The 21,678-nt window shown below is 69.0% G+C and carries 17 protein-coding genes; 3 read left to right on the forward strand and 14 right to left on the reverse strand.

Annotation, left to right across the window (positions count from 1 at the left end; all coding sequences use genetic code 11):
* Positions 1–154: 154 nt before the first annotated feature.
* The gene (gene rpe / locus PUT80_RS44140) at positions 155–811 is read left to right on the forward strand and encodes a ribulose-phosphate 3-epimerase (protein WP_134734447.1); all 657 of its coding nucleotides are present in this window, start codon (positions 155–157) and stop codon (positions 809–811) included.
* A gap of 189 nt (positions 812–1,000) precedes the next feature.
* Here the strand turns inward: rpe and PUT80_RS44145 are convergent, their stop codons facing one another.
* Entirely contained in the window at positions 1,001–2,452 is a 1,452-nt protein-coding gene (locus PUT80_RS44145) for a DNA-binding protein (protein WP_275295699.1), read from the reverse strand.
* A gap of 483 nt (positions 2,453–2,935) precedes the next feature.
* Between PUT80_RS44145 and PUT80_RS44150 the strand changes: the two genes are divergently transcribed.
* Entirely contained in the window at positions 2,936–4,330 is a 1,395-nt protein-coding gene (locus PUT80_RS44150; protein WP_275295700.1) for a DNA-binding protein, read from the forward strand.
* 357 nt (positions 4,331–4,687) lie between these two features.
* Here PUT80_RS44150 and PUT80_RS44155 read toward each other — a convergent pair whose 3' ends face one another.
* From PUT80_RS44155 to PUT80_RS44170, 4 genes are all read right to left on the reverse strand, one after another.
* Complete coding sequence (locus tag PUT80_RS44155) at positions 4,688–6,367, reverse strand: PQQ-dependent dehydrogenase, methanol/ethanol family (protein WP_037820735.1); 1,680 nt, start codon at positions 6,365–6,367, stop codon at positions 4,688–4,690.
* Positions 6,368–6,382: 15 nt separating this feature from the next.
* Positions 6,383–6,838 (reverse strand): MSMEG_3727 family PQQ-associated protein, encoded by a 456-nt coding sequence (locus PUT80_RS44160; protein WP_037820734.1) that lies wholly within the window; start codon positions 6,836–6,838, stop codon positions 6,383–6,385.
* Between the two features lie 434 nt (positions 6,839–7,272).
* Positions 7,273–9,480 (reverse strand): catalase/peroxidase HPI, encoded by a 2,208-nt coding sequence (gene katG / locus PUT80_RS44165; RefSeq protein WP_275295701.1) that lies wholly within the window; start codon positions 9,478–9,480, stop codon positions 7,273–7,275.
* 19 nt (positions 9,481–9,499) lie between these two features.
* Positions 9,500–10,054: a manganese efflux pump gene (locus PUT80_RS44170; RefSeq protein WP_199818213.1), complete on the reverse strand. Its 555-nt coding sequence runs from the start codon at positions 10,052–10,054 to the stop codon at positions 9,500–9,502.
* Between the two features lie 478 nt (positions 10,055–10,532).
* Between PUT80_RS44170 and PUT80_RS44175 the strand changes: the two genes are divergently transcribed.
* Positions 10,533–11,003, forward strand: a complete 471-nt coding sequence (locus tag PUT80_RS44175) for a ribose-5-phosphate isomerase (protein WP_275295702.1) — start codon at positions 10,533–10,535, stop codon at positions 11,001–11,003.
* A 100-nt stretch (positions 11,004–11,103) separates the two neighbouring features.
* Here the strand turns inward: PUT80_RS44175 and PUT80_RS44180 are convergent, their stop codons facing one another.
* The 9 genes from PUT80_RS44180 to pqqB form a co-directional block, all read right to left on the reverse strand.
* On the reverse strand, positions 11,104–12,129 hold the full coding sequence (locus tag PUT80_RS44180; protein ID WP_275295703.1) for an HAD-IIA family hydrolase: 1,026 nt from the start codon (positions 12,127–12,129) through the stop codon (positions 11,104–11,106).
* Positions 12,122–13,102, reverse strand: a complete 981-nt coding sequence (locus PUT80_RS44185) for a fructose-bisphosphatase class II (protein WP_275295704.1) — start codon at positions 13,100–13,102, stop codon at positions 12,122–12,124. Before PUT80_RS44185 ends, PUT80_RS44180 begins: the two co-directional genes overlap by 8 nt.
* Positions 13,103–13,197: 95 nt before the next feature.
* A complete protein-coding gene (locus tag PUT80_RS44190) occupies positions 13,198–14,175 on the reverse strand; it encodes a class I fructose-bisphosphate aldolase (protein WP_275295705.1) in 978 nt (325 codons plus the stop codon).
* Positions 14,162–15,139 carry a LysR family transcriptional regulator gene (locus PUT80_RS44195; protein WP_275295706.1) on the reverse strand — a complete coding sequence of 326 codons (978 nt, stop codon included), beginning with the start codon at positions 15,137–15,139 and terminating at the stop codon, positions 14,162–14,164. The genes PUT80_RS44190 and PUT80_RS44195 overlap by 14 nt, the downstream gene beginning before the upstream one ends.
* Positions 15,140–15,690: 551 nt before the next feature.
* Complete coding sequence (gene pepN / locus PUT80_RS44200) at positions 15,691–18,183, reverse strand: aminopeptidase N (protein ID WP_275295707.1); 2,493 nt, start codon at positions 18,181–18,183, stop codon at positions 15,691–15,693.
* 3 nt (positions 18,184–18,186) lie between these two features.
* Positions 18,187–19,287: a pyrroloquinoline quinone biosynthesis protein PqqE gene (gene pqqE / locus PUT80_RS44205; protein ID WP_275295708.1), complete on the reverse strand. Its 1,101-nt coding sequence runs from the start codon at positions 19,285–19,287 to the stop codon at positions 18,187–18,189.
* Positions 19,284–19,559, reverse strand: coding sequence for a pyrroloquinoline quinone biosynthesis peptide chaperone PqqD (gene pqqD / locus PUT80_RS44210; RefSeq protein ID WP_037820723.1), 276 nt, complete (start codon positions 19,557–19,559; stop codon positions 19,284–19,286). The genes pqqE and pqqD overlap by 4 nt, the downstream gene beginning before the upstream one ends.
* The gene (gene pqqC / locus PUT80_RS44215; protein WP_037820720.1) at positions 19,559–20,254 is read right to left on the reverse strand and encodes a pyrroloquinoline-quinone synthase PqqC; all 696 of its coding nucleotides are present in this window, start codon (positions 20,252–20,254) and stop codon (positions 19,559–19,561) included. Before pqqC ends, pqqD begins: the two co-directional genes overlap by 1 nt.
* Positions 20,251–21,153, reverse strand: a complete 903-nt coding sequence (gene pqqB / locus PUT80_RS44220) for a pyrroloquinoline quinone biosynthesis protein PqqB (RefSeq protein WP_275295709.1) — start codon at positions 21,151–21,153, stop codon at positions 20,251–20,253. Before pqqB ends, pqqC begins: the two co-directional genes overlap by 4 nt.
* Positions 21,154–21,678: the final 525 nt, after the last annotated feature.

Consider the following 21,678-nt stretch of genomic DNA (forward strand, 5'->3'; position numbering starts at 1 on the left):
TCGCCGTCGTCGATGAACTCCGTTCCACCATCGCCTCGCCGGTCCGTTTCCGGCAACACCGCGCCACATGCGCAAAAGCAATCCCCCGATACGCACAAGCAATGCCCGTCGGCGGCGAACCGAAATTACGATTTGTCTCGTGTCGAATAAACCATTGATCGCCCCGTCCATCCTCTCCGCCGATTTCGCGCGGCTCGCCGACGAAGCGGCCGCCGTGCACGGACGTGCGGATTGGCTGCACGTCGACGTCATGGACGCGCATTTCGTGCCGAATCTGACCTTGGGCCTGCCGGTCGTGCAGTCGCTGCTGGCGACGACGGACATCCCGGTGGACTGTCACCTGATGATCGAAAACCCGGACCGGTGGGCGATCGGGTACGCGGAAGCGGGTTCCTACAACGTCACGGTGCACGTCGAAGCCGCGAACGATCCGGTCATGCTCGCGAAGAACGTGCACGCGGCAGGAGCGAGGGCAGGACTCGCGATCAAGCCGAACACCCCGCTGGAGCCGTATCTGGACGTGCTCAAGCACTACGACACCCTGCTGGTGATGTCGGTGGAACCCGGGTTCGGCGGGCAGAAGTTCATCGCCGAGGTCCTGGACAAGGCGCGCACCGCGAGGCGGCTGGTCGACACCGGGCACCTGAACCTGGTGGTGGAGATCGACGGCGGCATCAACGGCGACACGATCGAACAGGCGGCGGAGGCCGGCGTCGACTGCTTTGTGGCCGGCTCGGCGGTGTACGCGGCCGACGACCCGGCCCGCGCCGTGGAAGGGCTGCGCAGGCAGGCAGAAAGCGCCAAACGCTGAGCCGCGGCCCCGCGGGGCAGGAGGCCGCGGCCGCGAGACCGGCCCGGCTGCCGGGGCGTCCTCCGCGGCACGGGTTCCTGCCGCCGCGAAGTCCGGCCGCCGGACATCCTCCGCACGAGGGCGCCCGCGCCGCCGCGCTTCAGCTGCCGGGCGCTCCCGTGCGCCCGATCGCCTCTCCCGCCGCGGACCTCAGATGCCGAGCATCCTCCGCAATTCGGGAGCCTGCCGCCGCGACACGGGAACCGACTCGTGCGACCGCGGGTCCATGATCAGGAACAGCTCGCCCTTGATGCCCCGTTCCAGCTCGGCCACCCGGCGCAGGTTCACCAGGAACCGCCGGTGCACCCGGCTGAACCCGCAGGACAGCAGCGAACGCTCGATGTTGTCCAGTCCCCGGGTCGCGGCCTGGATCCTTCCCCGTTCCGTGTTCAGCCACACGATGTTCCGGTCGGCCTCGGCGTAGCGGATCTCCGACGGGGCGAGCAGCACCAGCCGCTCGTTGCGGATCCCGACGATCCGCCGGGGCAGCGGGCCGACCGCGGCTTCCGCGCGTTCCTCGTACGGTTCCCCTTCACGCACCCCGAACACGCACAGCATCCCCACCACGTGGTCCGAGTCGAGGACCGGCCGCAGGGTCACCGGGGTGGCGTCCTCTCCCGGGCTCACGGGCAGGCACGCGTAGCCGCTCCAGCGAGCCGGCCCCTGCGCGCGTTCCTTGGCCCACCGCACTACTTCGGGAAGCCCGGAAATGTCCGGGGTCCAGCGTTTCGCCGGTTCGGTCGCGCCCGGTGAAATACCGCTTTCGGGAGTCAGCCCGAGCAGCGACACCGCCTCGTCGTTCGCCGCGATCACGTTGCCGCCGCGGTCCATCGCCAGGAACGGGTCGGCGACTTGATCGCATTTGCGGTTGAACTCGGAGATCACTTTGTCGGCCTCGTAAATGGCGCGCCGGTAGATCTCCTGCTCGACGCAGGCGGCGGCCTTCGTCAGCCACGCGGGCACCAGTTCGGACAACGCCGCGTTCCACCGCGAGATGTTGATCGACGCGACCGGCGAACCGGTCACCACGTCGCGGATCGAGATGCCCGCGCAGGACCACCGGTGGAACGCTTCGCACCAGTGTTCCGGCCCGGTCACGGTCACCGGACCGGACACCTCCAGCGAAGTGCCCATCCCGTTCGTGCCGGTGCACTGCTCCGACCAGGACGACCACGGGGCGAGATTGTGCAGTTCGGCCCGCCGCCGCGCGCTGGGATCGCCCCACGCGCCGAGGACGCGCCCGTCGCCGTCCGCGACCGTGACCACGGCGCCGTCCTGCTCCACTTCACGACCGGCCAGCGCGCCGAGGCCGCCGAGCGTCGTGAAGATGACGCCGTTGTCGAGGCGCTGGATGTCGTCGCCCCGTGCGCCCGGCGCGACGTCCAGCGTCCGGTCCACCTCGTAGCGGTCCCGGCACCGGTACCACGACGCCAGGATCTCCGGGCGGACGCCGGTTTCGATGTCCTCTCCCGCGGCGAAGCTTTCCCAGGCCTGAGCCACTTCTCTCGCTGACGACGAGGTTTCCAGCGAGCCGCCCGCCAGGTCGCCGCGTCTGCCGGACTCACTCGGTGCAATCGCCAACGGCGGCACGCTCACGGTCATCGCGACCTCCTCGTCGCCTCGAGCACCGGGGTCCCCTGGGACCGCCGGGCTGTGACAGCGGTAACCAACGTAACTCGGCGTAGCGCGGCATTACAAGACATGTCCGCGTCGCCCAGTCACGAAGTTGTAGACAAACAAGATCGTTGTCCCGCCGCGGGCGGGCGATCCGGATTTCCCGTCATACGGGACGATGTTCCCGGCTCGTGGCCGTTCGGCGGAAAATCGTTCCGTGCGACGCCGCCCAGGTCAAGCGCACGCCGCGCGCTCCGAAGGGTAGGGCAGGCGGGCCCGGTCCGGGCCGGGCCGCCGCTGGTGCGAGGACGACCGCCGGTCGTCCTCGTTCCGCCGCCGTTCATCCGGCATTCGCCCGCAGTCATCCCGCTCGGCTTGCCGCCGCGCCGAGCCGGAGCTTAGCTTCCGTGAGCGCCCGGACGACCCGGGCCGCACCCGTTCGGATCTGCACCGGACCAAAGGCGGTCTCACATGGCAGACGTACGCCGGCTCGACGCGGCAGCACGCAACCGTGGCGAAGCAACGGTGTACCAGGCCTGGGAACGTTTCGCCCGGGGCGAGGACGACCTCCGCGGCGTGCGGCCCGAGGTCGCGATTTCCTGGCACCGGTGCCGGGACCAGTTCCGGGTCGATCCGCTCCTCACCGAAGCTCCGGTCGCCGTCGCCGAAGTCGACCAGGCACTGGAGCGCGACGTCGTCATCGCGGAACTCGGCTTCCGCGCCGCAGCGCTCGCGCACGAGGTCAACGCGGGCGGCGGCATCGTGACCATCACCGACGCGAGCGGACGGGTCCTGGCCCAATGGGGCGACCCGGCCACCCGCACCGTCGCCGCCGAGGCCAACCTGGCGCCGTGGTTCTGCTGGTCCGAGGGCGCCACCGGGACGAATGGCATGGGCACCGCGCTGATGTCCTACGCGCCGGTGGTGATCCGCGGCGCGGAACACTGGTGCCAGGCGTTCCACGACTGGAACTGCGCCGGAGTCGCGATCCGGGACGTGGTGACTAGGGAATCGGTCGCGGTGCTCAACATCTCGTGCTGGCGCGGCGATCTTCCCGGCGCGGCCGGCGCTTGGCTCAGCAACGCCGCCACCATGACCCAGCGCATTCTGCGCCGCCGAGCCCAAGACGACGGTGCTCAATTGATGGCCGCCTTCAACGAAGCCAGGGCGCGCTCGAGCGCGGCGCTCGCGGCAGTCGATCCCTCGGGGCGGGTGGTGCTCGCCGACGACACGGCGAGCGTGCTTCTCGGCATTCCCGGCTCGACGCCCGCCCCCGATCCCGCCGTGCGGTGGAAACCGGAACTGCCGGAATTCATCCAGGCTTCCGTCTACGCCGCGAAACAGGCGACGCGCAATCACGACTGGCTCGGCTCGACGCAGATCTTCACCAGGCTCGCCGCCGAACCCATGCCGATCAGCTTCCGGCCGGTGTTCCTGTCCGGGCACCTGCTGGGCAACCTGGTCACCTTCGGGACGTCGGAAGGCGTTCCCTTGCCCCGGTCCGGCGAGGACGGCCCTCAGCGGGCGCAGCCGCACCGGATGGTCGCGACCCGCGAAAACCGCATGGTGCTGCTGCGGCTTCCGGAAGTCTCGTTCGCGCAGTCGGACGGCAATGACGTGTGGCTGTCGACCGACCAGGGACGGCTGCGCTCCGCCTCTCCCGGCCTCGACAAGCTCGAAACCGAACTGGGCGACGCGGGCTTCCTGCGAGTGCACCGCCAGTACGTGGTGAACCTGAGCCGCATCCGCGAGGTCGAGCGCCGCTACAAGGGCGAGCTGTTCCTCGTCATGGACGACCAGGAACAGACCATGGTGCCGGTTTCCCGGCGGAACACCCCGGCGGTGCGGCGGGCGCTGGCGATCTGAGGCGCTTCAGCCGCGGTACCGGTGCACCTCGCACACGCAATACATGAGACGGCAACTGCAGCACGCCGGCTTTCCGGCGCACACGATGCACGGCCCGCACCGCACCGGTTCGGTATGGCGCGCGCGGTCCTCCCGCCGGTAATCCTCCCCGCAATTCCAGCAGGAAAGCAGTTCGGCTCCGCGTTCCGGCTTCGCCGTCGACGACTGGCTCATTCCAGCTCACCTTTCCGGTCGTTGCTTATCGGGAAAAAAGCCCGCCCGGTGCTCGAATCGTCGGGGCGATTCGAGCACCGGGCGGGCACTAACGGAAACTCCCGGCAATTTTCCTGGAGCCTCCCGCCGACACCGATTCTCCGGTCACAGCGAGAAGGTGATCACCGCGGCGCCGTGCCCCTGGCCGGACATGCCGGGCACAATGCCTTCGAGCCAGCCGCCCCAGCCGACCGGCACCGTGATGTACTGCTTGCCGTCGAGGGAATAGGTGCTCGGGCTGCTGTGGTGCCCGCTGCCGCACTGGAAGCTCCAGAGCTTCTCGCCCGTCTCGGCGTGCAGCGCCATGAACTCGCCGGCGGGCGTGCCCGCGAACACCACGTTGCCCGCGGTGCTGAGCGTCGACGCGGCCATCGGCAGATCCATCCGGTAGCGCCACTTCTCCTCGCCGTGCGAGTCGAACGCGCTGACCGAACCGGCCATGTTGTCGATGTCGACCTCGACGGCGGCTCCCCAGTAGGGCATGCCTTCCTTGAACTCGCGACGGCGCCGCGTGGCGGTGGCGCCCACGTCGGCGACCGGCACGTAGAACAGGTCGTGGTCCGGGTTGTACGACGCGTGCGTCCATTCCTTCGCACCGGCCGGGCCGGGGAAGAAGTGGCAGGGCTCGCCTTCCTTGTCCGGGTACTTCCGCGGCGTCACCTTGCCGTCGCGGGTGATGACGCCCCAGTCGATCCGGTCGACGAACGGCGTGACGTGCTGCAGTTCGCCGTTGGTGCGGTCGAGGACGAACATGTACCCGTTCTTGTCGAAGTGGGCCAGCAGCTTCTTGCCGTCCCGCTCGAACAGGGTCATCTCCATCGTGGAGTCGTAGTCCCACAGGTCGTGCGGGGTGAACTGGTAGTGCCACTTGATCTCGCCGGTGTCGACGTCCAGCGCGACCACGCTGTCGGTGTAGAGGTTGTCGCCCTCGCGGACCTCGCCGTCGAAGTCGGGAGCCGGGTTGCCGGTGCCCGCGTAGTAGAGGTTCAGCTCAGGGTCGAACGTGCCGGTGACCCAGTGGTTCGCGCCGCCGCGCTGCCATGCCTCGCCGTCGGCGGGCCAGGTCTCCGAGCCGGGCTCGCCCGGCTTCGGGACGGTGTAGGTGCGCCAGCGCTGTTCGCCGGTCTCGAGGTCCCAGCAGTCGATGTGGCCGCGGACCCCGTACTCGCCGCCGGCGGAACCGGTGATCAGAGTGTCCTTGATGACCAGCGGGGCGATCGAAGCGCTCTCGCCGGCGCGCACGTCGCCGATGGTCTTCTGCCAGACCTTCTCGCCGTTGGTCGCGTCGAGAGCCACCAGCTGGGCGTTCTGGGTCACCATGTAGACCTTGCCGTTGGCGACCGCGCAGCCGCGGTTGACGTTCGCGCAGCACAGCGTCACGTCGACCGGAATCGCGTGCTTGTAGCGCCACAGCTGCTCGCCGGTCCGCGCGTCGAGCGCCCAGAGCCAGCCGTCCCAGCCGGTCACGAACATGACGCCGTCGACGACGATCGGGCACGCCTCGAACGCGTAGGTCGAGGTGGAGGCGATCACGCCGGTGGCGCTCGCCTGGTGGATCCAGGCGACCTTCAGGTTCTTGACGTTGTCGGCGTTGATCTGGTCCAGCAGACTGTGCCGCTGGCCGTCGTAAGCGCCGTAATAGGTGATCCAGTTCTGGGATTCGCTGCGCGCCTGAAGGATGCGCTCGTAGTTGATGCCGCTCGTCACGTCCGGAGCGCTGTGCGGCATGTTGGAAAGCTTGTTGTGGTTGAACGCCCGGCCGGCGTCGACGTATTCGAGGGTCATGGCTGTTCCTCCCTGTTACGGCCGCGGCTGGGCGGGTCGGTCGAGTTTGGCTTCCGGCGGCACCTCGCCGGTGACGACGATGGCTCCGGTCAGGCCCCTGCCCTCGTCGTTGCCCGCCGGCGAGCCGTACCAGTAGCAGCCGGGGCCGTCCAGTTCGAGCCGCGCGCTGCCCTTGGAGTGGTTCAGCAGGCCGATGAACTGCCGGTCGCCGTTGCTCGGGAGCAGGCAGGCGTGCGTGTTCTTGTCGTCGTTGATGATGGTCAGCTCGAGGACGCCGCCGTGCGGCAGGATCAGGATCCCCGGCTCCCACTGCATCGCGTCCTCCGGAATCCGGATGGTCGCTTCCATGGTGCCGTCGGCACGCTCGGTCGCCTTGCCGACCGAGCCCGTGCCGAGCACGGCTCCGATGGTCGCCTTGTTCTGTCCGCTGAGTTCCGCCAAGAGGTCTTCTCGCTCTTCGGCAATGGTCATCGGACGTCACCTCCTCGTCAGCACACGTGAACCTTCTGACAGCTTTCCCGAAGCACCCGCATCGATTACCGGGTCGACCGGGGAAATTCCCGAGCCGGTAACGAAATCCGACCCTACGCCGGGGAAAGCAATTCCGATATCCGTTGCCACCGAAGGGCGGATCGGCGCCGTTCCCCCGCCGGCTGGTACCGCTCGTGTGCGCGGGACCACACCGGTACAGTCCACAATGGACACATTGGGTTTTCTCAGCAGCGCGGCGCGCGGCGTCGTTACGGGCGATGCGCAGCATCGACGGGGCCGCGTTGCTGCTCCGCTCCGGCTGACGTCTGTGAGGGGAACCCTGAGTCAGATCGGCGGCGAGGGTCGTGAAGGGCTCCTTGCGGGAACCAGATTCCCTCAAGGAGCCCTTCACGGACCTCAGCACGAGAGGATCCTCAGCGCGGGTCGAACCGGCCGAGTTCCATGACTTTCGCCCAGGCAGCGGCGAAGTCCCGGACGAACTTCTCACGCGCGTCGTCGCCGGCGTAGACCTCGGCGATCGCCCTCAGTTCGGCGTTCGCGCCGAAGACGAGGTCGACCCGGCTCGCCGTCCACTTCGCCTCTCCGGTGGCCCGGTCGCGGCCTTCGTAGCCGTCGCCGCGCGGCTCCCACTCGGTTCCCGTGTCCAGGAGGTTGACGAAGAAGTCGTTGGTCAGAACACCCGGGGCCGCGGTCAGAACCCCGGCTGGGGATCCCCCGTGGTTGGCGCCGAGGACTCGCAATCCGCCGACCAGCACGGTCGTCTCCGGCGCGGTCAGCGTCAGCAGGCTCGCCCGGTCGATCAGCAGGTGTTCCGGGGCCATGCGGCATCCGCTGCCCAGGTAATTGCGGAAGCCGTCCGCTGCCGGCTCCAACGCGCCGAAGGACGCGACGTCGGTCCATTCCTGGGTGGCGTCGGTGCGCCCTGGCCGGAACGGGACCTCGACCGGACAGCCTCCCGCCGCGGCGGCTTGTTCCACCGCGGCGCATCCGCCGAGCACGATCAGATCGGCCAGGGAGACGCGTTTGCCGCCGCGCGCGGACGCGGCGAATCGCTGCTGGATCTCTTCCAGCACCGCCAGAACGACGTCCAGCCGCTCAGGTTCGTTCACCGCCCAGCCGCGCTGCGGTTCCAGCCGGATCCGCGCGCCGTTCGCCCCGCCGCGTTTGTCGCTGTCCCGATAGGTCGACGCGGACGCCCATGCCGTGGAAACGAGCTGCGCCACAGTCAGCCCGGAGCGGAGGATTTCCCGTTTGAGCGCACCGATGTCGCCGGAGTCCACGAGTTCGTGGTCCGCCTCCGGCACCGGGTCCTGCCAGATCATCCGTTCCGCCGGGACGAGCGGGCCCAGGTAGCGCTCGATCGGTCCCAGGTCGATGTGCGTCAGCTTGAACCAGGCGCGCGCGAACGCGTCCTCGAACTCCTCCGGGTTCTCGAGGAACCGCCGCGCGATCGGCGCGTAGACCCGGTCCTCCTGCAGCGCGAGGTCGGTGGTGAGCATGACCGGATGGTGTTTCGCGTCCGGGTCGAACGGATCCGGAACAGTGCCCTCGCCCTCTCCGCCGCTCGGGATCCACTGCCACAGGCCCGCCGGGCTGAGCTCGACGTCCCACCGGTACTGGAAAAGCGTTTCGAAAAAGGTGTGGTCCCAGGTGACCGGGGTGCGGGTCCACATGCCCTCCAGCCCGCTGGTCACCGCGTCGGGGCCCTTGCCGCCCAGCCAGCCGAGGCCCTGCGCGGCCAGCGGCGCGCCCTCGGGTTCGGGGCCGCCGGTCGCGTTCGGGTCCGCCGGGCCGTGCGTCTTGCCGAAGGTGTGCCCGCCGCCGATGAGCGCCACGGTTTCCTCGTCGTTCAGCCCCATCCGCTTGAAGGTCTCGCGGATGTCGCGACCGGCCAGCACGGGGTCGGGATTGGTGGCCGGGCCTTGCGGATCGACGTAGACCAGCCCCATTTCCTCCGCCGCCAACGGCTCTTCGAGCTCGTGCAGGCCGTGGTGGCGTTCGTCGGCCAGCCACTTGCGTTCCGGGCCCCAGTACGTCTCGTCGGGCTCCCACACGTCCGCGCGGCCGCCCCCGAACCCGAAAGTCCTGAAGCCCATGGACTCCAGCGCCCGGTTGCCCGCGAAGACCATCAGATCCGCCCAGGAGATCTTGCGGCCGTGCTTGCGCTTCACCGGCCACAGGAGCCGGCGTGCCTTGTCCAGGTTCCGGTTGTCCGGCCAGCTGTTCAACGGAGCGAAGCGCTGCATTCCGGCGCCGGCCCCGCCCCGGCCGTCGCTGACGCGGTAAGTTCCCGCGGCGTGCCAGGCCATCCGCAGCACCAGCGGCCCGTAGTGGCCGAAGTCGGCGGGCCACCACTCCTGCGAGGTCGTCAGCACCTCGTCGACGTCCCGCGCGAGTTCGTCGAGATCGAGCGTCGCGAAGTGACGCGCGTAGTCGAAATCCGCGCCCATCGGGTCGCTCGCGGGACCGTTCCGGTGCAGCGCCTTCAGGTCGAGCCGGTGCGGCCACCAGTCGCCGGATTTCCCGCCGGCCACCGGAGGATTCCGCCTGCCGGACCGGCCGGAACCGGCCAGGACCCGGTCGTAGGTGCGATAGACGTGGGTGTCGGGATTCTCGGGCATCGCGGTCCTCCCCCGTCGCTCAGTCGAAGGCGAGCGGCAACAGGATCGCCGCGCCGACGAGCGAGATGCCGCTGAGCAGATCCGCCCGGATCCGGATGACCTTGGCGGCCATCCGGCCGACGAACAGCCCGGCGAGCGACAGCACCACCGTCATCGCGCCGAACGTGAACATCGGGATCACCAAAGAGAATCCGGCGATCCCCAGACCGGCCCCGGCGAGGAAGTTGTCGACGGTGAGCGAAAACGGCAGCCCGAAGAGCGTCACCCACGGATGGTCCAGGTCTTCCGCTTCCGTCTCCGGGTTCCGGATCGCCGAGACGAGGAAGTACAGGCCGTACAGTCCCAGCGCGGCCACGCCGACGTACTCGCCCCAGTCGCCGACGAATTCGCCGAGGTAGCGGCCGGCGAACCCGCCCAGCAGCGGGCCCAGTGCGTCCCAGAGTCCGAAGACCAGGGCGACTTGCACCGCTCGGCGCCAGCCGAACGGAATGGTTCCGATCGCTATCGACGAGCGGAAATTGTCCAGGCTGAGGCCGAACGCGAGCGCCACCAGCGGAAGAAATTCGAGATTCACGGGGACCGCCTCTCCAGGGGGATCGAGCGCGCTCGGAGATGGGCGCGAGGTCCCGCGTCCGGAACCTCGCGCCCATGCCTATTCGCGGAACACGGCCGGTGCGGCCGGGCTGTCAGCGCCGGTAGAAGTAGCCGGTGGCCTCAGCACACACCTCGATGACCGTGTACTCCGGGGTTTCCCACATGATGTCGTTCTCCTTCTGCTGGCTGCTCCCGAAAACCGCTCGATCTCGAGGACACCGTCACGAAATCTCCCGGTCACGATCCAGCTTCTTCGCCTTGACACGGCGGCAGCAACCGGCGGTGCACCAGCGGTCGGCAACCGGTGCCGAACGGTGCGCCGCCGTCGACGAGCGGGAGCGGCCGCGCACGCCCCTGCGACGGCAGCGACACCGTGACTCCGGCCGATAAGGCATTCCAATGACTGTCCGGCAAAGGTTTCCCGCCAATCCGCCGGGCACGACACTAGACTCGCCGCCGTGCGAATCTATCTTGGCTCTGATCACGCCGGCCTCGAACTCAAGAACCATTTCGCCGAACGGCTTTCCGGCCTCGGCTACGAAGTGACCGACGTCGGCCCCGCCGCCTACGACGCCGACGACGACTACCCGCCGTTCTGCGTCGAGGCGGCGCGGCGCGTCGTCGCCGACGAAGGCAGCCTCGGCATCGTCGTCGGCGGTTCGGGCAACGGGGAACAGATCGCCGCCAACAAGGTGCCCGGCGCACGCGCGGCACTGGCCTGGAACGAGGACACCGCCCGGCTGGCACGCCAGCACAACAACGCACTGCTGGCCGGCATCGGCGCGCGGATGCACACCGTCGAGGAGGCCGAGCGCATCGTCGACGCGTTTCTCACCGCCGAATTCGAGGGCGGACGGCACCAGCGCCGGATCGATCTGCTGTCGGAGTACGAACGCACCGGCGAACCGCCTGCCCTGCCCGGAAAATGACCGTCCGCCGCTGTCCGGCGCCGGACAGCGGCGGAGCAATCTTCTCGCTCAGCCAGCAAGCAGAACGCAGCGCGCCCCCTTCTCGGCGGCCGCGCCCGGATCACCCCGGACCGGCGACGCCGAGCTGCTGTTCGATCCGCTCCCACAACCGCGCGTCGTCGGAGATCGCCCGGCCGCCGTCGCGAGCCGCCCACGCGCCCGCGACGACGGCCTGGAGCAAGCGGCCGTTGTCACCGCCGCCGGGCAGCGCGGGGATGCCGTCCGGTCCGAGGCCGGCGACGCACTCGGCCGAAGTGCTGTCCAGCGGCAGCGCGGGGGCGAGCAGCCCGCTCACATCGGCGGCGACATACGTCGGACGGGAACGCCGCTGCGCGAAAGCCAGATCGCGGAGCCGGGAGGATCCGCTCAGCACGAAAAGCGAGTCAAGGCCGGCGGCGTTCGCCCCCTCGATGTCGGTGCCCAGCAAGTCCCCGCACACCAAGGTGTCCGGCGGAGCAGTGCCCAGCCGAGCGCGAGCCAAGTCGAACAAAGCCGCCTTCGGCTTTCCGACCACGTGCGGGGACGCGCTCGTCGCGGTCTGCACCAAGGCGACCAGCGCGCCGTTGCCCGGAGCCTTCCCGTACGGCGTGGGCAGCGTGCGGTCGACGTTCGTGGCGACCCACACAGCTCCGGCTTCCGCCAAGCAGCCGACAGCCGCGAGTTCCCGCCACGTGATGTCGTAGCCGAGTCCCTGCACGACCGCCTCGACCGGCGCGCCCGCCAAGTCCGCGACCCGGACCGGCGTCAACCCGGCTTCGGCCAGCGCACGGGCAACGCCCGGGCCGCCGACCGCGCACACTCGCGCGCCAGGAGCCAGCCGCCCGGCCAGATACGCCGCGGCCGCCTGGGAACTGGTGACCACCGACCAGTCGTCCCCGGCGAGCCCCAGTTCGAGCAGGTGGTCAGCGACGTCCTCGGGAGGACGGGACGCGTTGTTCGTCGCGAAGACGACCGGCAGTCCGCACGCGGCCGCCTCGTTCAGGGTCTCGACCGCGTGCGGGACAGCGGCAGCCCCGCGGTACACCACTCCGTCGAGGTCGCAGATCAGCCCGCGGTAACGAGCGAGCAGAGGTTCGGCCTCACGCACGGCCGCGCTCCCGGACGTACCGGTGTTCGGACCGGATCGCCCGCACCGTGTCCGGATCCGAGCACAGCACGAGGGACCGAACGGTCGTGCGGCCCGCGCCGTCGTTCCGGACGCCGCGCAGCAGCTCGCTGCTGGTCACCCCGGAGGCACAGAACACCACGCTCTCCTTGCCGACCAGGTCCTCGGTGCGAAGAACCGTGCCCGGCCGCTCCGCGGGGCCTTCCGGCGCCACCCGCGCCTGCATCGATCCGCCAAGGCAGGACAACGCGGCGGCAGCGATGACTCCTTCCACGGCGTTCCCGGTGCACAGGAACACGTCGATCGGATGCTCGGGCCGCGCCGCGGCGACCGCGCCCGCGACCTCGCCGCCCTCCACCAAGTGGACCCGCGCACCAGCGTCCTGGATTTCCCGGGCGAGCTCCACGTGCCGGCGTCGATTGAGCGTCGCGACGACGACGTCCGACACCCGCACCCCTTTCGCCCCGGCGATCCTCCGCAGGTTCTCCGCCACCGGGCGGGTGATGTCGACGACGTCCGCGAGGCCGGGGCCGACCGCCAGCTTCTCCATGCTGTGCTGCGAAGCCAGGTCGGCCATGGCGCCGCGCGCGCTGACCGCCACCGCGGTCAGCGCGCGGGGCACATCCTTAGCCTCCGACAGCACGCCATCGCCGATGCTGATCGCGATATCGCACACCGGGCCTTGGCCGGTGCCCACCTCCGCGCCGTGGAAGAGGGCGGGGGCATCGTCCTGAGAGCCCGCCCCGAGCACCACTACGCCGTCCATCGCCACCGAGCGCAGCGACGTGTGCATCGCGTCCATGGCGGCTAGTCCGGCGCTGTCGTCGCGGTGCCCGGCCCACCGTCCGGCCGCGAGCGCGGCGGACTCGGTGCCGCGCACGAGTTCGAGGGCAAGGGCGTCGTCCGGGCGCCGGGCAGTCTCCGCGGCGGCGAGGCCCCATTCCTTGCTCTTCATAGACATCCATCCTGTGCGCGAACGGGAGATTCCCTTGGCCCGGCTCGGCCGATGCGAGCCGTGGCTCGCATCGGCCGAGCTACCTCGTCGGGCGGTCAGCGAGCCGCCGCGTTCGCCACCGCCCGGTCCGACAGCGTCTTCTGCGCTGCTTCCCGCTTGCTCTCGTCGCCTCGCCAGGTCTCCAGCGCCGGCCCGACCAGCGCCCGTCCGAACGAGTAGGTCAGCTCCCACGGAAGCGGGTCGAGCTTCTGCATCGCCGCGAGGTGCTCGGTCGCCTTTTCCGGGCTTTGCCCGCCGGACAGGAAAGCGATGCCTGGCACGAAAGACGGCACCGTCTCCCGCAGAGCGTCCACAGTGGCCTTCGCGACCTCTTCGACCGACGGCTGCTCCGGGCAGTCCTTGCCGGCGACCACCATGTTGGGTTTGAGGACGATGCCGTCGAGCTGCACCTGCATCAGGCTCAACTCGTCGAACAGCGAGCGCAGGACGGAAGTCGTCACCTGCTTGCACTTCGCCAGCGAGTGGGCACCGTCCATCAGGACCTCGGGCTCGACGATCGGCACGATGCCGCCTTCCTGGCACAGACCGGCATACCGGGCCAGCGCGTGCACGTTGGCCCGCACCGCGCGGTCCGACGGCAGACCGTCGCCGATCGTGATCGTCGCGCGCCACTTGGCGAAGGTCGCCCCGAGCGCCGCGTAGTTCTTCACGCGATCGCGCAGCCCGTCGAGCCCTTCGGTGACGTTCTCGCCCGGCGCCCCCGCCAGCGGCTTCGCCCCGGTGTCGACCTTGATCCCGGCGAGAATGCCGCGGTCGGCGAGAAACTGCGGGAACGTCTGGCCGTTCGACAGCTTCTGGTGGAACGTCTCGTCGGCGAGGATGACGCCGCTGACCGATTCCGGGAGCTTCGGAGTGGTGACGATCAGCTCCCGGTACACGCGCCGGTTCTCCTCGGTCGCTTCGACACCCACCCCTTCGAGCCGGGAGGACATCGTCCCGATGCTCTCGTCGGCGGCGAGGATTCCGCGCCGGTCGGAGACCATGATGCGAGCGATCTTGTCAAGAGTGGACATCGATTGTTACTCCTCCTGTGCTAGTGACTTTCGGGCCAGGCCGCGGGCCTGGCATGGGACTGCCCTTCGCCGCCGCGATCTCGACCAGCTCCTTCGCGTGGCCGGGCAATCCCCGGCGTTCGCTCCACGCCGCGTAAATCGGCTTCGCCGGCATCTCCTGTTCGACCGGGACCAGCCGCAGCCTGCCGTCCGCGATTTCGGAGCGGACGGTGGAGATGTTCAGCACGGTCACCCGCCTGCCCGCGGCGACCACCTGCTTGACCGCCGCGCTGGACGGGAGTTCGACGTAGCTGCGCGAAGCACGCGCGGAACCCAGCAGTTCGTCGGTGAACTCCCGGAGCCCGGATCCCCGCTCGCGCACCACCAGCTGGGCCGAGGCGAGCTCCTCCACCGTCACCGGACCGGGGCGCTTCGCCCACGGATGCACTGCCCCGACGACCACGGCCAGTTTGTCGTCGCAGATGTACTGAGTGACCAGGCCTTCCCGGAACTGTTTCGGCAGCTGGCTTCCGGCCTGGCACCAGCCGTCGATGAACGCCACGTCGGCCTGGTCCGCCCGGATCAGCTGCCGCAACTCGTCGACGCGGCCGGTCCGCACCTCCACCCGCACCTCGCCGAACGAGAGCCCGGACCGGTTCAGCCATTCCGGGATCAGGTGCTCGGACACGCCCGGGCTGCCCGCGACCCGCAACCGGCTCGCGCCGGACGAACCGGAGCCGAACTCCAGCAGCTCCCGCGCCGCGTGCATCACGTTGCGGGCGTACTTCGCGAGCATTTCCCCTTCCTCGGTCAGCTTCGACCCGGTCGGGGAACGTTCGAGCAGCCGCAGGCCGAGCCTGCGTTCCATGGCACTGATCCGGATGCTGGCCGCGGGCTGGGAAAGGCTGTGCGCCTGCGCCGCCTTCCCCACGCTGCCGTAGCGTTCGACGGACAGCAGCAGGTCGAGGTCGGCGAGCTGAGGCATTTTTGAGGGAAGAACCACGATTTCCCCCTCTCGCTCCGGAATACGTCGTACTGTGCCTGAGAAAGCAGCACTGACTGTGCGCGGACTGCGCGACCCGCGGTCACGGGACCCGCGGTGTGCACTGAGCCTGCACTGGCCCGTGAGCCTGGTCAATCCGAGGGACACGAACGTAGCCGCTGCGAAGACGAACGGTGCACAGTACGTCACCTGCGGGGGTTTCCGGCCTTCCCCACTGGCCGTCGAGCGGCGAAATGCCTTGGCGGATAAGGGTTTTATACCGCTCAGCACCGAAAAACCGCCGTCCGTGGCTATTTCCCGTCCGTCCGGCTCAGATCGGTGGCCGCAGTCGCGCCGCGTCGCGGATGCTTCCCGGCGAAGCACTCGCCCGGAATCCTTCTACAGGAGGAAATAACGTGAAGTGGGAAACGCCGGAGTACACGGTCGTCGAGGTTTGCGCTGAAGCCACTGGTTACTTCTACCGAGGCTGACAGCCACTCCAGCCGGCGCAAGGCTTCAGTCTGCCCACGCGACTGAAGCCTTGCGCCTTCCATTCAGTGCGTTCGAAGCGCGGCGTCGCACGCGCGCGCCGCACGCATGATCAGCAGTTCGGTGCGCTCCTCACGGAGGACCTTCACCACGTTCCGCGGCAGCACCGTGCTTTCCAGCAGGCTGTCAGTACCCGCCAGCACGCGCTGCTCAGCGGTGGTGAAATGGGGATAGAGCGCGCGAGCGAAGGCCACCGCGAACTCCGGTTCGACGGCGCCCGGCATGCTTTCCAGCGTCCTCAAGTAGCGGTCCGCATACGGGGTGAGCAGTTCCTCTTGCTCGGGCTGCGCCAGGCCCGCCATGACGGCTTTCCGCTCGGCGAGCGAAAATTCGCCGTCGAACAGCCGCTCCCAGCCCGCTTCCTTGGCTGCCGCCGCGGGCCGGGCGGCCTCCGCGGTCAAGGCGTTCCGGCGGCCGCTGTCACCGGGATCCGCATCCACCGCGACATCCAGGCATCCGTCGAGGTCTTGTCCCGTCGACGCGAGGCGGAACACCGCGCGCCAGCGCAGATCCCGATCCACTTCCAGGTCCTCCCACGGGGATCGTCCGTACGCGATTTCGCTCAGCAGACGGTGTTCCCCGGCCGGGACGACGCCGACCAGGGCACGGGCGAAGACCAGTTGGCGATCGCTGCCCGGAGCTTCGGCGGCCAGCAGTGTTCGCACCCGGTGCGCCAGCGTCGCCAGCATCTCCGTGCGGCGGAAAGGATCCCCGTAAACGCGGACAGCCCGCACCGCGCGATCCAGCAGCGCTTCCAGTATCCCGGCATCGCTCTCCCCCGGCCCGTGCGCGAGAACGGCCGAGGCGTAGCTCCGCGCCGGCAAGCGCGCGTCGAGCACCTCGTCCCACAACGCTCCCCAGACGACCGCCCGCACCCGCTGATCATCCACCGCGGACAAGCTCGCCAGTGCCTTCTGCCGGGACCGGGCGTCCAGCCGGTCCTTGACGTGGCTCACCGCGTCGTCGTTGGGCACCACCAGATCGGCATCGCCGAAGCCGGTCAGCTCGCGCTCGGCCGAATCGAGCGAAACGTGCGCGCGGCGCCGCAGCACCATCTCGCCCTCGCGGTCGTCGAACGCGGCGACCCGGAGGTTCAGCCGCCGCGGCGGAACATCCGCGTGCTGGACAAGCCGGCCCCGGACCATTTCGACGGTATTGACGCCGCTGCTCAGCAGCCATTCCTCGACCCACCGGCCGACCTCTTCGCCTGAAGCGCGCTGCAGCGCGGCCACGAAGTCGCCGAGACCGGCGTTGCCCCACGCGTGCGTCCGGAGGTAACTCCGCACCCCCGCGACGAACGAGTCCCAGCCCAGCCGCTCCGCCAGCTCGTGCAGGACCGCCGCGCCTTTCCGGTACACGATCGGGCCGAAGTTCGAGCGCGCCGCGTCGGTGTCGGGCGTCGCCACCCGGATCGCGTGGCTCGTCGGCAACTGGTCAGCGTGCCGGGCGAGGGGAAGGTTGTGATGCGCGAAGCCGGTCCAGCCTTCGCCGTACTGCGTCGCTTCAGGCTGCGCGACGACCGACATCATGGTCGCGAATGCCTCGTTCAGCCACAGATCGTCCCACCAGCGCATCGTCACGTAGTCGCCGAACCACATGTGCGCCATCTCGTGCGTCAGCAGTTCGGCTCGCCTTCGCCGCGTGTCCTCGGTTACCCGGTGCCGGAACAGAAACCGCTCGTTGAGCGTGACGCAGCCCGGGTGCTCCATGCCGCCGAACGCGTACTCGGGGGCGAAAACGTGGTCGTACTTGGCGAACGGGTACGGCAGGTCGAACAGCCGGCGGTAAAAGTCGAGCCCGCGGCGGACCACGTCGAAGAGCTCGGGCGCCTGGCTGGTCAATGCGCGGTAGAGGGAGTTCCGCGCGTAGAGGCCCAGCGGCAGTCCGTCGTGCAAGGCTTGGACGCGACGGAACGGGCCGGCGGCGAAGGCCGTCAAGTAGGTCGGCAGCGGCGGTGTGGGCGCGAAACGCCAGCTGGTGCGGTCGCCCTCCAGCGGCACCAGCTTTTCCGGGTCGGTGTTGGCGACCACCGTCCAGTGATCCGGCGCGGTCACGGTGAGGCTGGCCGTCGCTTTCAGATCCGGCTGGTCGAAACAGGCGAAGACGGTGTGCGCCGCGAAAGGCTCGAACTTGGTGTGCAGGTAGACCTGCCCGTCGAGCGGGTCGCGGAAACGGTGCAAGCCCTCGCCGGTGCGCGAATACGGAGCGGTCCCGGCCACGCGCACCGTGTTCTCCCCCGGCCTCGCGATCAGCCGGATGCGGGTCCCGGCCTGTGCCGCCGGCCCCAGTTCACTGTCATTGCACTCCACCGACGCGGCTGTTCCCGCGAAGTCGAGGAAGACCTCGCCAGGCTCTGCGCGGAAGCGGACGACGGTGCTCGTCGCGAACTCGTGCTCGCCCGTCGTCAGGTCGAGTTCCACCTCGTACCGGACGTGCGAGACCCTCGCGGACCGCGCCGACGCCTCTTCCTCCGTGAGTTTGGTGCCTGCCGGCGACATCCGTCAGTGCCTCCGCACGGCGGGACGCCGGTAAACCAGGTCCGCCGCTTCGCCGTCGCTGTGGTTGGCGCGGACCAGAGCGTCCTGGACCAGGTGATGGTCCGGCGAGTGCTGGCACACCGGATCGGTGCGCGCCGCGTCGCCGGTCAACGCGAACGCCTGGCAGCGGCAGCCGCCGAAGTCGATCTCCTTGCGTGGACAGCTCTGACACGGATCCGGCATCCACGCCGTTCCCCGGAAGGCCTGGAACGCCTCGGATTTCGTCCAGATCCACTCCAGGTCGTGGTCGCGGACCGAGGAGAAGGCCATCGTGGTGATCTCGGCGGCCACCGGACACGGGTACACGGTGCCGTCCGGTGCGACGGTCAGCGCGTTCTGCGCCCATCCGCCCATGCACGGCTTCGGGTAGGGCTCGTAGTAGTCCGGGAGAATCCAGAGAAGTTCCATCCGCTCCCCCAGTTCGGCCTTCCGGCGCTCGTACACGGCGACCGCGTCGTCCAGCTGGGCCTTGCTCGGCATCAGCCGCTCGCGGTTGCGGAGCGCCCAGCCGTAGTACTGGCTGTTGGCGAGTTCCAGCCGCTCGGCTCCCCATTCCGCGCAGACGTCGATGATCGCGTCGAGCCGGTCGAGGTTCAGCCGGTGCAGCACCACGTTCATGTTCAACGGCAGGCCGGCGTCGCGGATGATGCGCGCGGCGGCCTCCTTCTTGTCGAACCGCTTGCTGGCCGCGACCAGGTTCGTCGACTCGGCGGCGTCGCCCTGAATGCTCAGCTGGGCGCTGTTGAGGCCGGCCGCGACCAGAGATTCCGCCCGGCTCTCTGTCAGCCCGAGGCCGCTGGTGATCAGGTTCGTGTACAGCCCGAGGCCGCGGCATTCGGCGACCAGCGTCTCCAGATCGCCGCGCACCAGCGGTTCGCCGCCGGAAAAGTGCACCTGCACGACACCGAGCCCGGCGGCCTCGCGGATCACCCGCACCCAGTCCTCGGTGGCCAGCTCGTCCTGCCGGTCGAGCAGGTTCAGCGGGTTCGAGCAGTAGACGCAATGCAGCGGACACTGATGCGTGACCTCGGCGAGCAGGCCGTAGGGCTGCGGCAGGCCGGTCATGCGACCACCACCCAGCCCCGGCCTCGCGCGTCGTGCAGGAATTTCATCACGTCGTTCGCGAGATCGGCGGCCTGGAAGTCGCGTTCGAGCTGGTCGACCACTTGCCGCACGGTCCGGCTGCCGTCGCACAGTCCCAGTATCGCCGCCCCGGATTTGTTCAGCAGCACCACGCGTTCGGGCAACAGGAGCAATTCGACGTCCCGGACGTTGTCGTGCTTGAGCATCGCCTTCGTCGCCAGCTTCGGCACGGCGGTCAGTTCCGGCTCGTTCATCACGAACTCTTGCGGTAGGCGAGTTCCACGGCGTCCAGCAGGCTCCAGAGCACGTCGCACTTGAACTCCAGCGCGCGGCCGCACGCTTCCTGCTGCTGCTCGGTCTTCGCGTTTTCGACCACCAATTCGAGCAGGTGCGCGATGTCCTTGGGCTGCTGAGTGAGCCGGGCCCGGAAGTAGTCCAGGCCCTCCGTCGCGATCCACGGGTAATGGCGCCGGACATCGGTGATCCGCCTGCTGAGCAGGTCCGGCGCGAACAGTTCCGTCAGCGCCGACGCGACCGCCTCCAGCCACGGCTTCTGGCGGCAGAAGTCGACGTACGCGTCGACCGCGAACCGCACGCCGGGCAGAACGGTGTCCACGTCGTACAGTTCTTCCCGGCTCAAGCCGACTGCTTTCCCCAAGCGGACCCACTTTTCGAGGCCGCCTTCGTCGCCGGTGCGGCCGTCGTGGTCGGTGATCCGCGTGATCCACCTGCGCCGGTCGTCCCGGCCAGGGAGCTTGGTCAGGATGAACGCGTCCTTCTTCGGGAGATTCATCTGATAGTAGAAGCGGTTCCGCACCCATCCGCGAAATTCCGCCTCGGACAGCTCGCCCGCGTGCATCCGCTCGTTGAACGGGTGCAGATGGTGGTACCGCTTCTCTCCGATGGACCGCAGGTGCGCTTCGAACTCCTCGGCAGACCTGACGCTCATACTTCCACCTCCAAGCCGGCTCGGCCGATTTCGATGCCCAAGTCCGTCACCCAGCGCCGTTCCGGGGACTCTTCGTCGAGAATCGGATTCGTGTTGTTGATGTGCGTGTAGATCTTCCGCTTCGCGGGCAGCGCGGCGAGCGCGCGAGCCGATCCGCCGTCCCCGCTGACCGGCAGGTGCCCCATCGACCGGCCGGTCCGGTTTCCCGCGCCGGTCTCGGACATTTCGTCGTCCGTCCAGAACGTCCCGTCCACGAACACGCAGTCGGCCGGCGCCACCTGCTGCTCGAACTTCTCGTCCCATCGCGGCACCGTCGGCGCGTAGACCGCGATCCCGCCGGTCAGCTTGTCTTCCAGGCGATAGCCGACCTCCCATTCCGCCGGCTGTTCGCGGAGCTGGGAATTCCCCACGTAGCGGGGAGCTTTGGAACCGGTCAGGAAGGGGGTCGCGCGCACCCGGTCGTCCAGATCGACCGGCTCGCCCGCCCGGACCTCGGACCAGGAGATGTCGGCGTAGTCGCTCAGCAGCTGCCGCACCGGGAACCAGAGGTTCAACGCCTCCAGCACGGGAAAGGTCCCGTGCACCGTCAGCGACGATTCCTCGCGCAGCATCAGCAGGCCGATGGTGTGGTCGAATTCCGCGTCGGTCAGCACGACCCCGGCGACCGGCGTCTCCCGGATGCCCGGACCGGGATGCAGCACGGGATCCGCCGCGATCTGGTGGAGGACGTCGGGAGTCGCGTTGAACAGGAACCACCGCTCGCCGTCGCCGGAAACCGCGATCCCGGCGTGCGCCGTCGCGTGCTCCGGCTTCGCGCGGGCCTTGCCGCACCCGGCGCAGGCGCAATTCCACTGTGGATAGCCGCCGCCCGCGGCGGCCCCGAGGCAATGAATCAACATTCGTCAACGCCGGCCACGAGGCACGGAAGGCACTTCGGCCACAATGGAATCCGGCAATTCGCGCCTCATAAGGTCCTCCCGCACGGTCGACCGGCGACAACGGCAGGACAAACAGGCGCCGTTGCCCGCCGAGGGCTCCGCCGGCGCGATTATCCGGTATCGTCGCCCTGAACTCGGCTATTCTCCGGAGAGCTTCTTCGCTCGCATCGGGGCCTGGCAACCGCTCGAGCACGACCGGAGCCGAATCACGGACGAACGGCGGCCGGGCCGAGACGAGCGGGAAGCCGTGCGCACCAGCGCCGGCGAAAGCCGGGAAGCGGGCGTGACCTGCAGATCGCCGACGCTCCCCGCACCGGCCGGCCGAGGTCTGCCGGGTCGCGAAGGCCCGGACCGCCGCGCCTCGGCGGCCCACGGTTATTGATTGTGCCTATCGGGGGATTGTTTTTCCTCATGCGGCGAAGCATTGCCGGGCGCCGGCGGCGGGGTGATGGTTGGTGGCCTGTCGCGTTTTCCTTTTCTACCGTG

It is taken from the genome of Amycolatopsis sp. La24 (assembly GCF_029087445.1).
Taxonomy (GTDB): domain Bacteria; phylum Actinomycetota; class Actinomycetes; order Mycobacteriales; family Pseudonocardiaceae; genus Amycolatopsis; species Amycolatopsis nivea.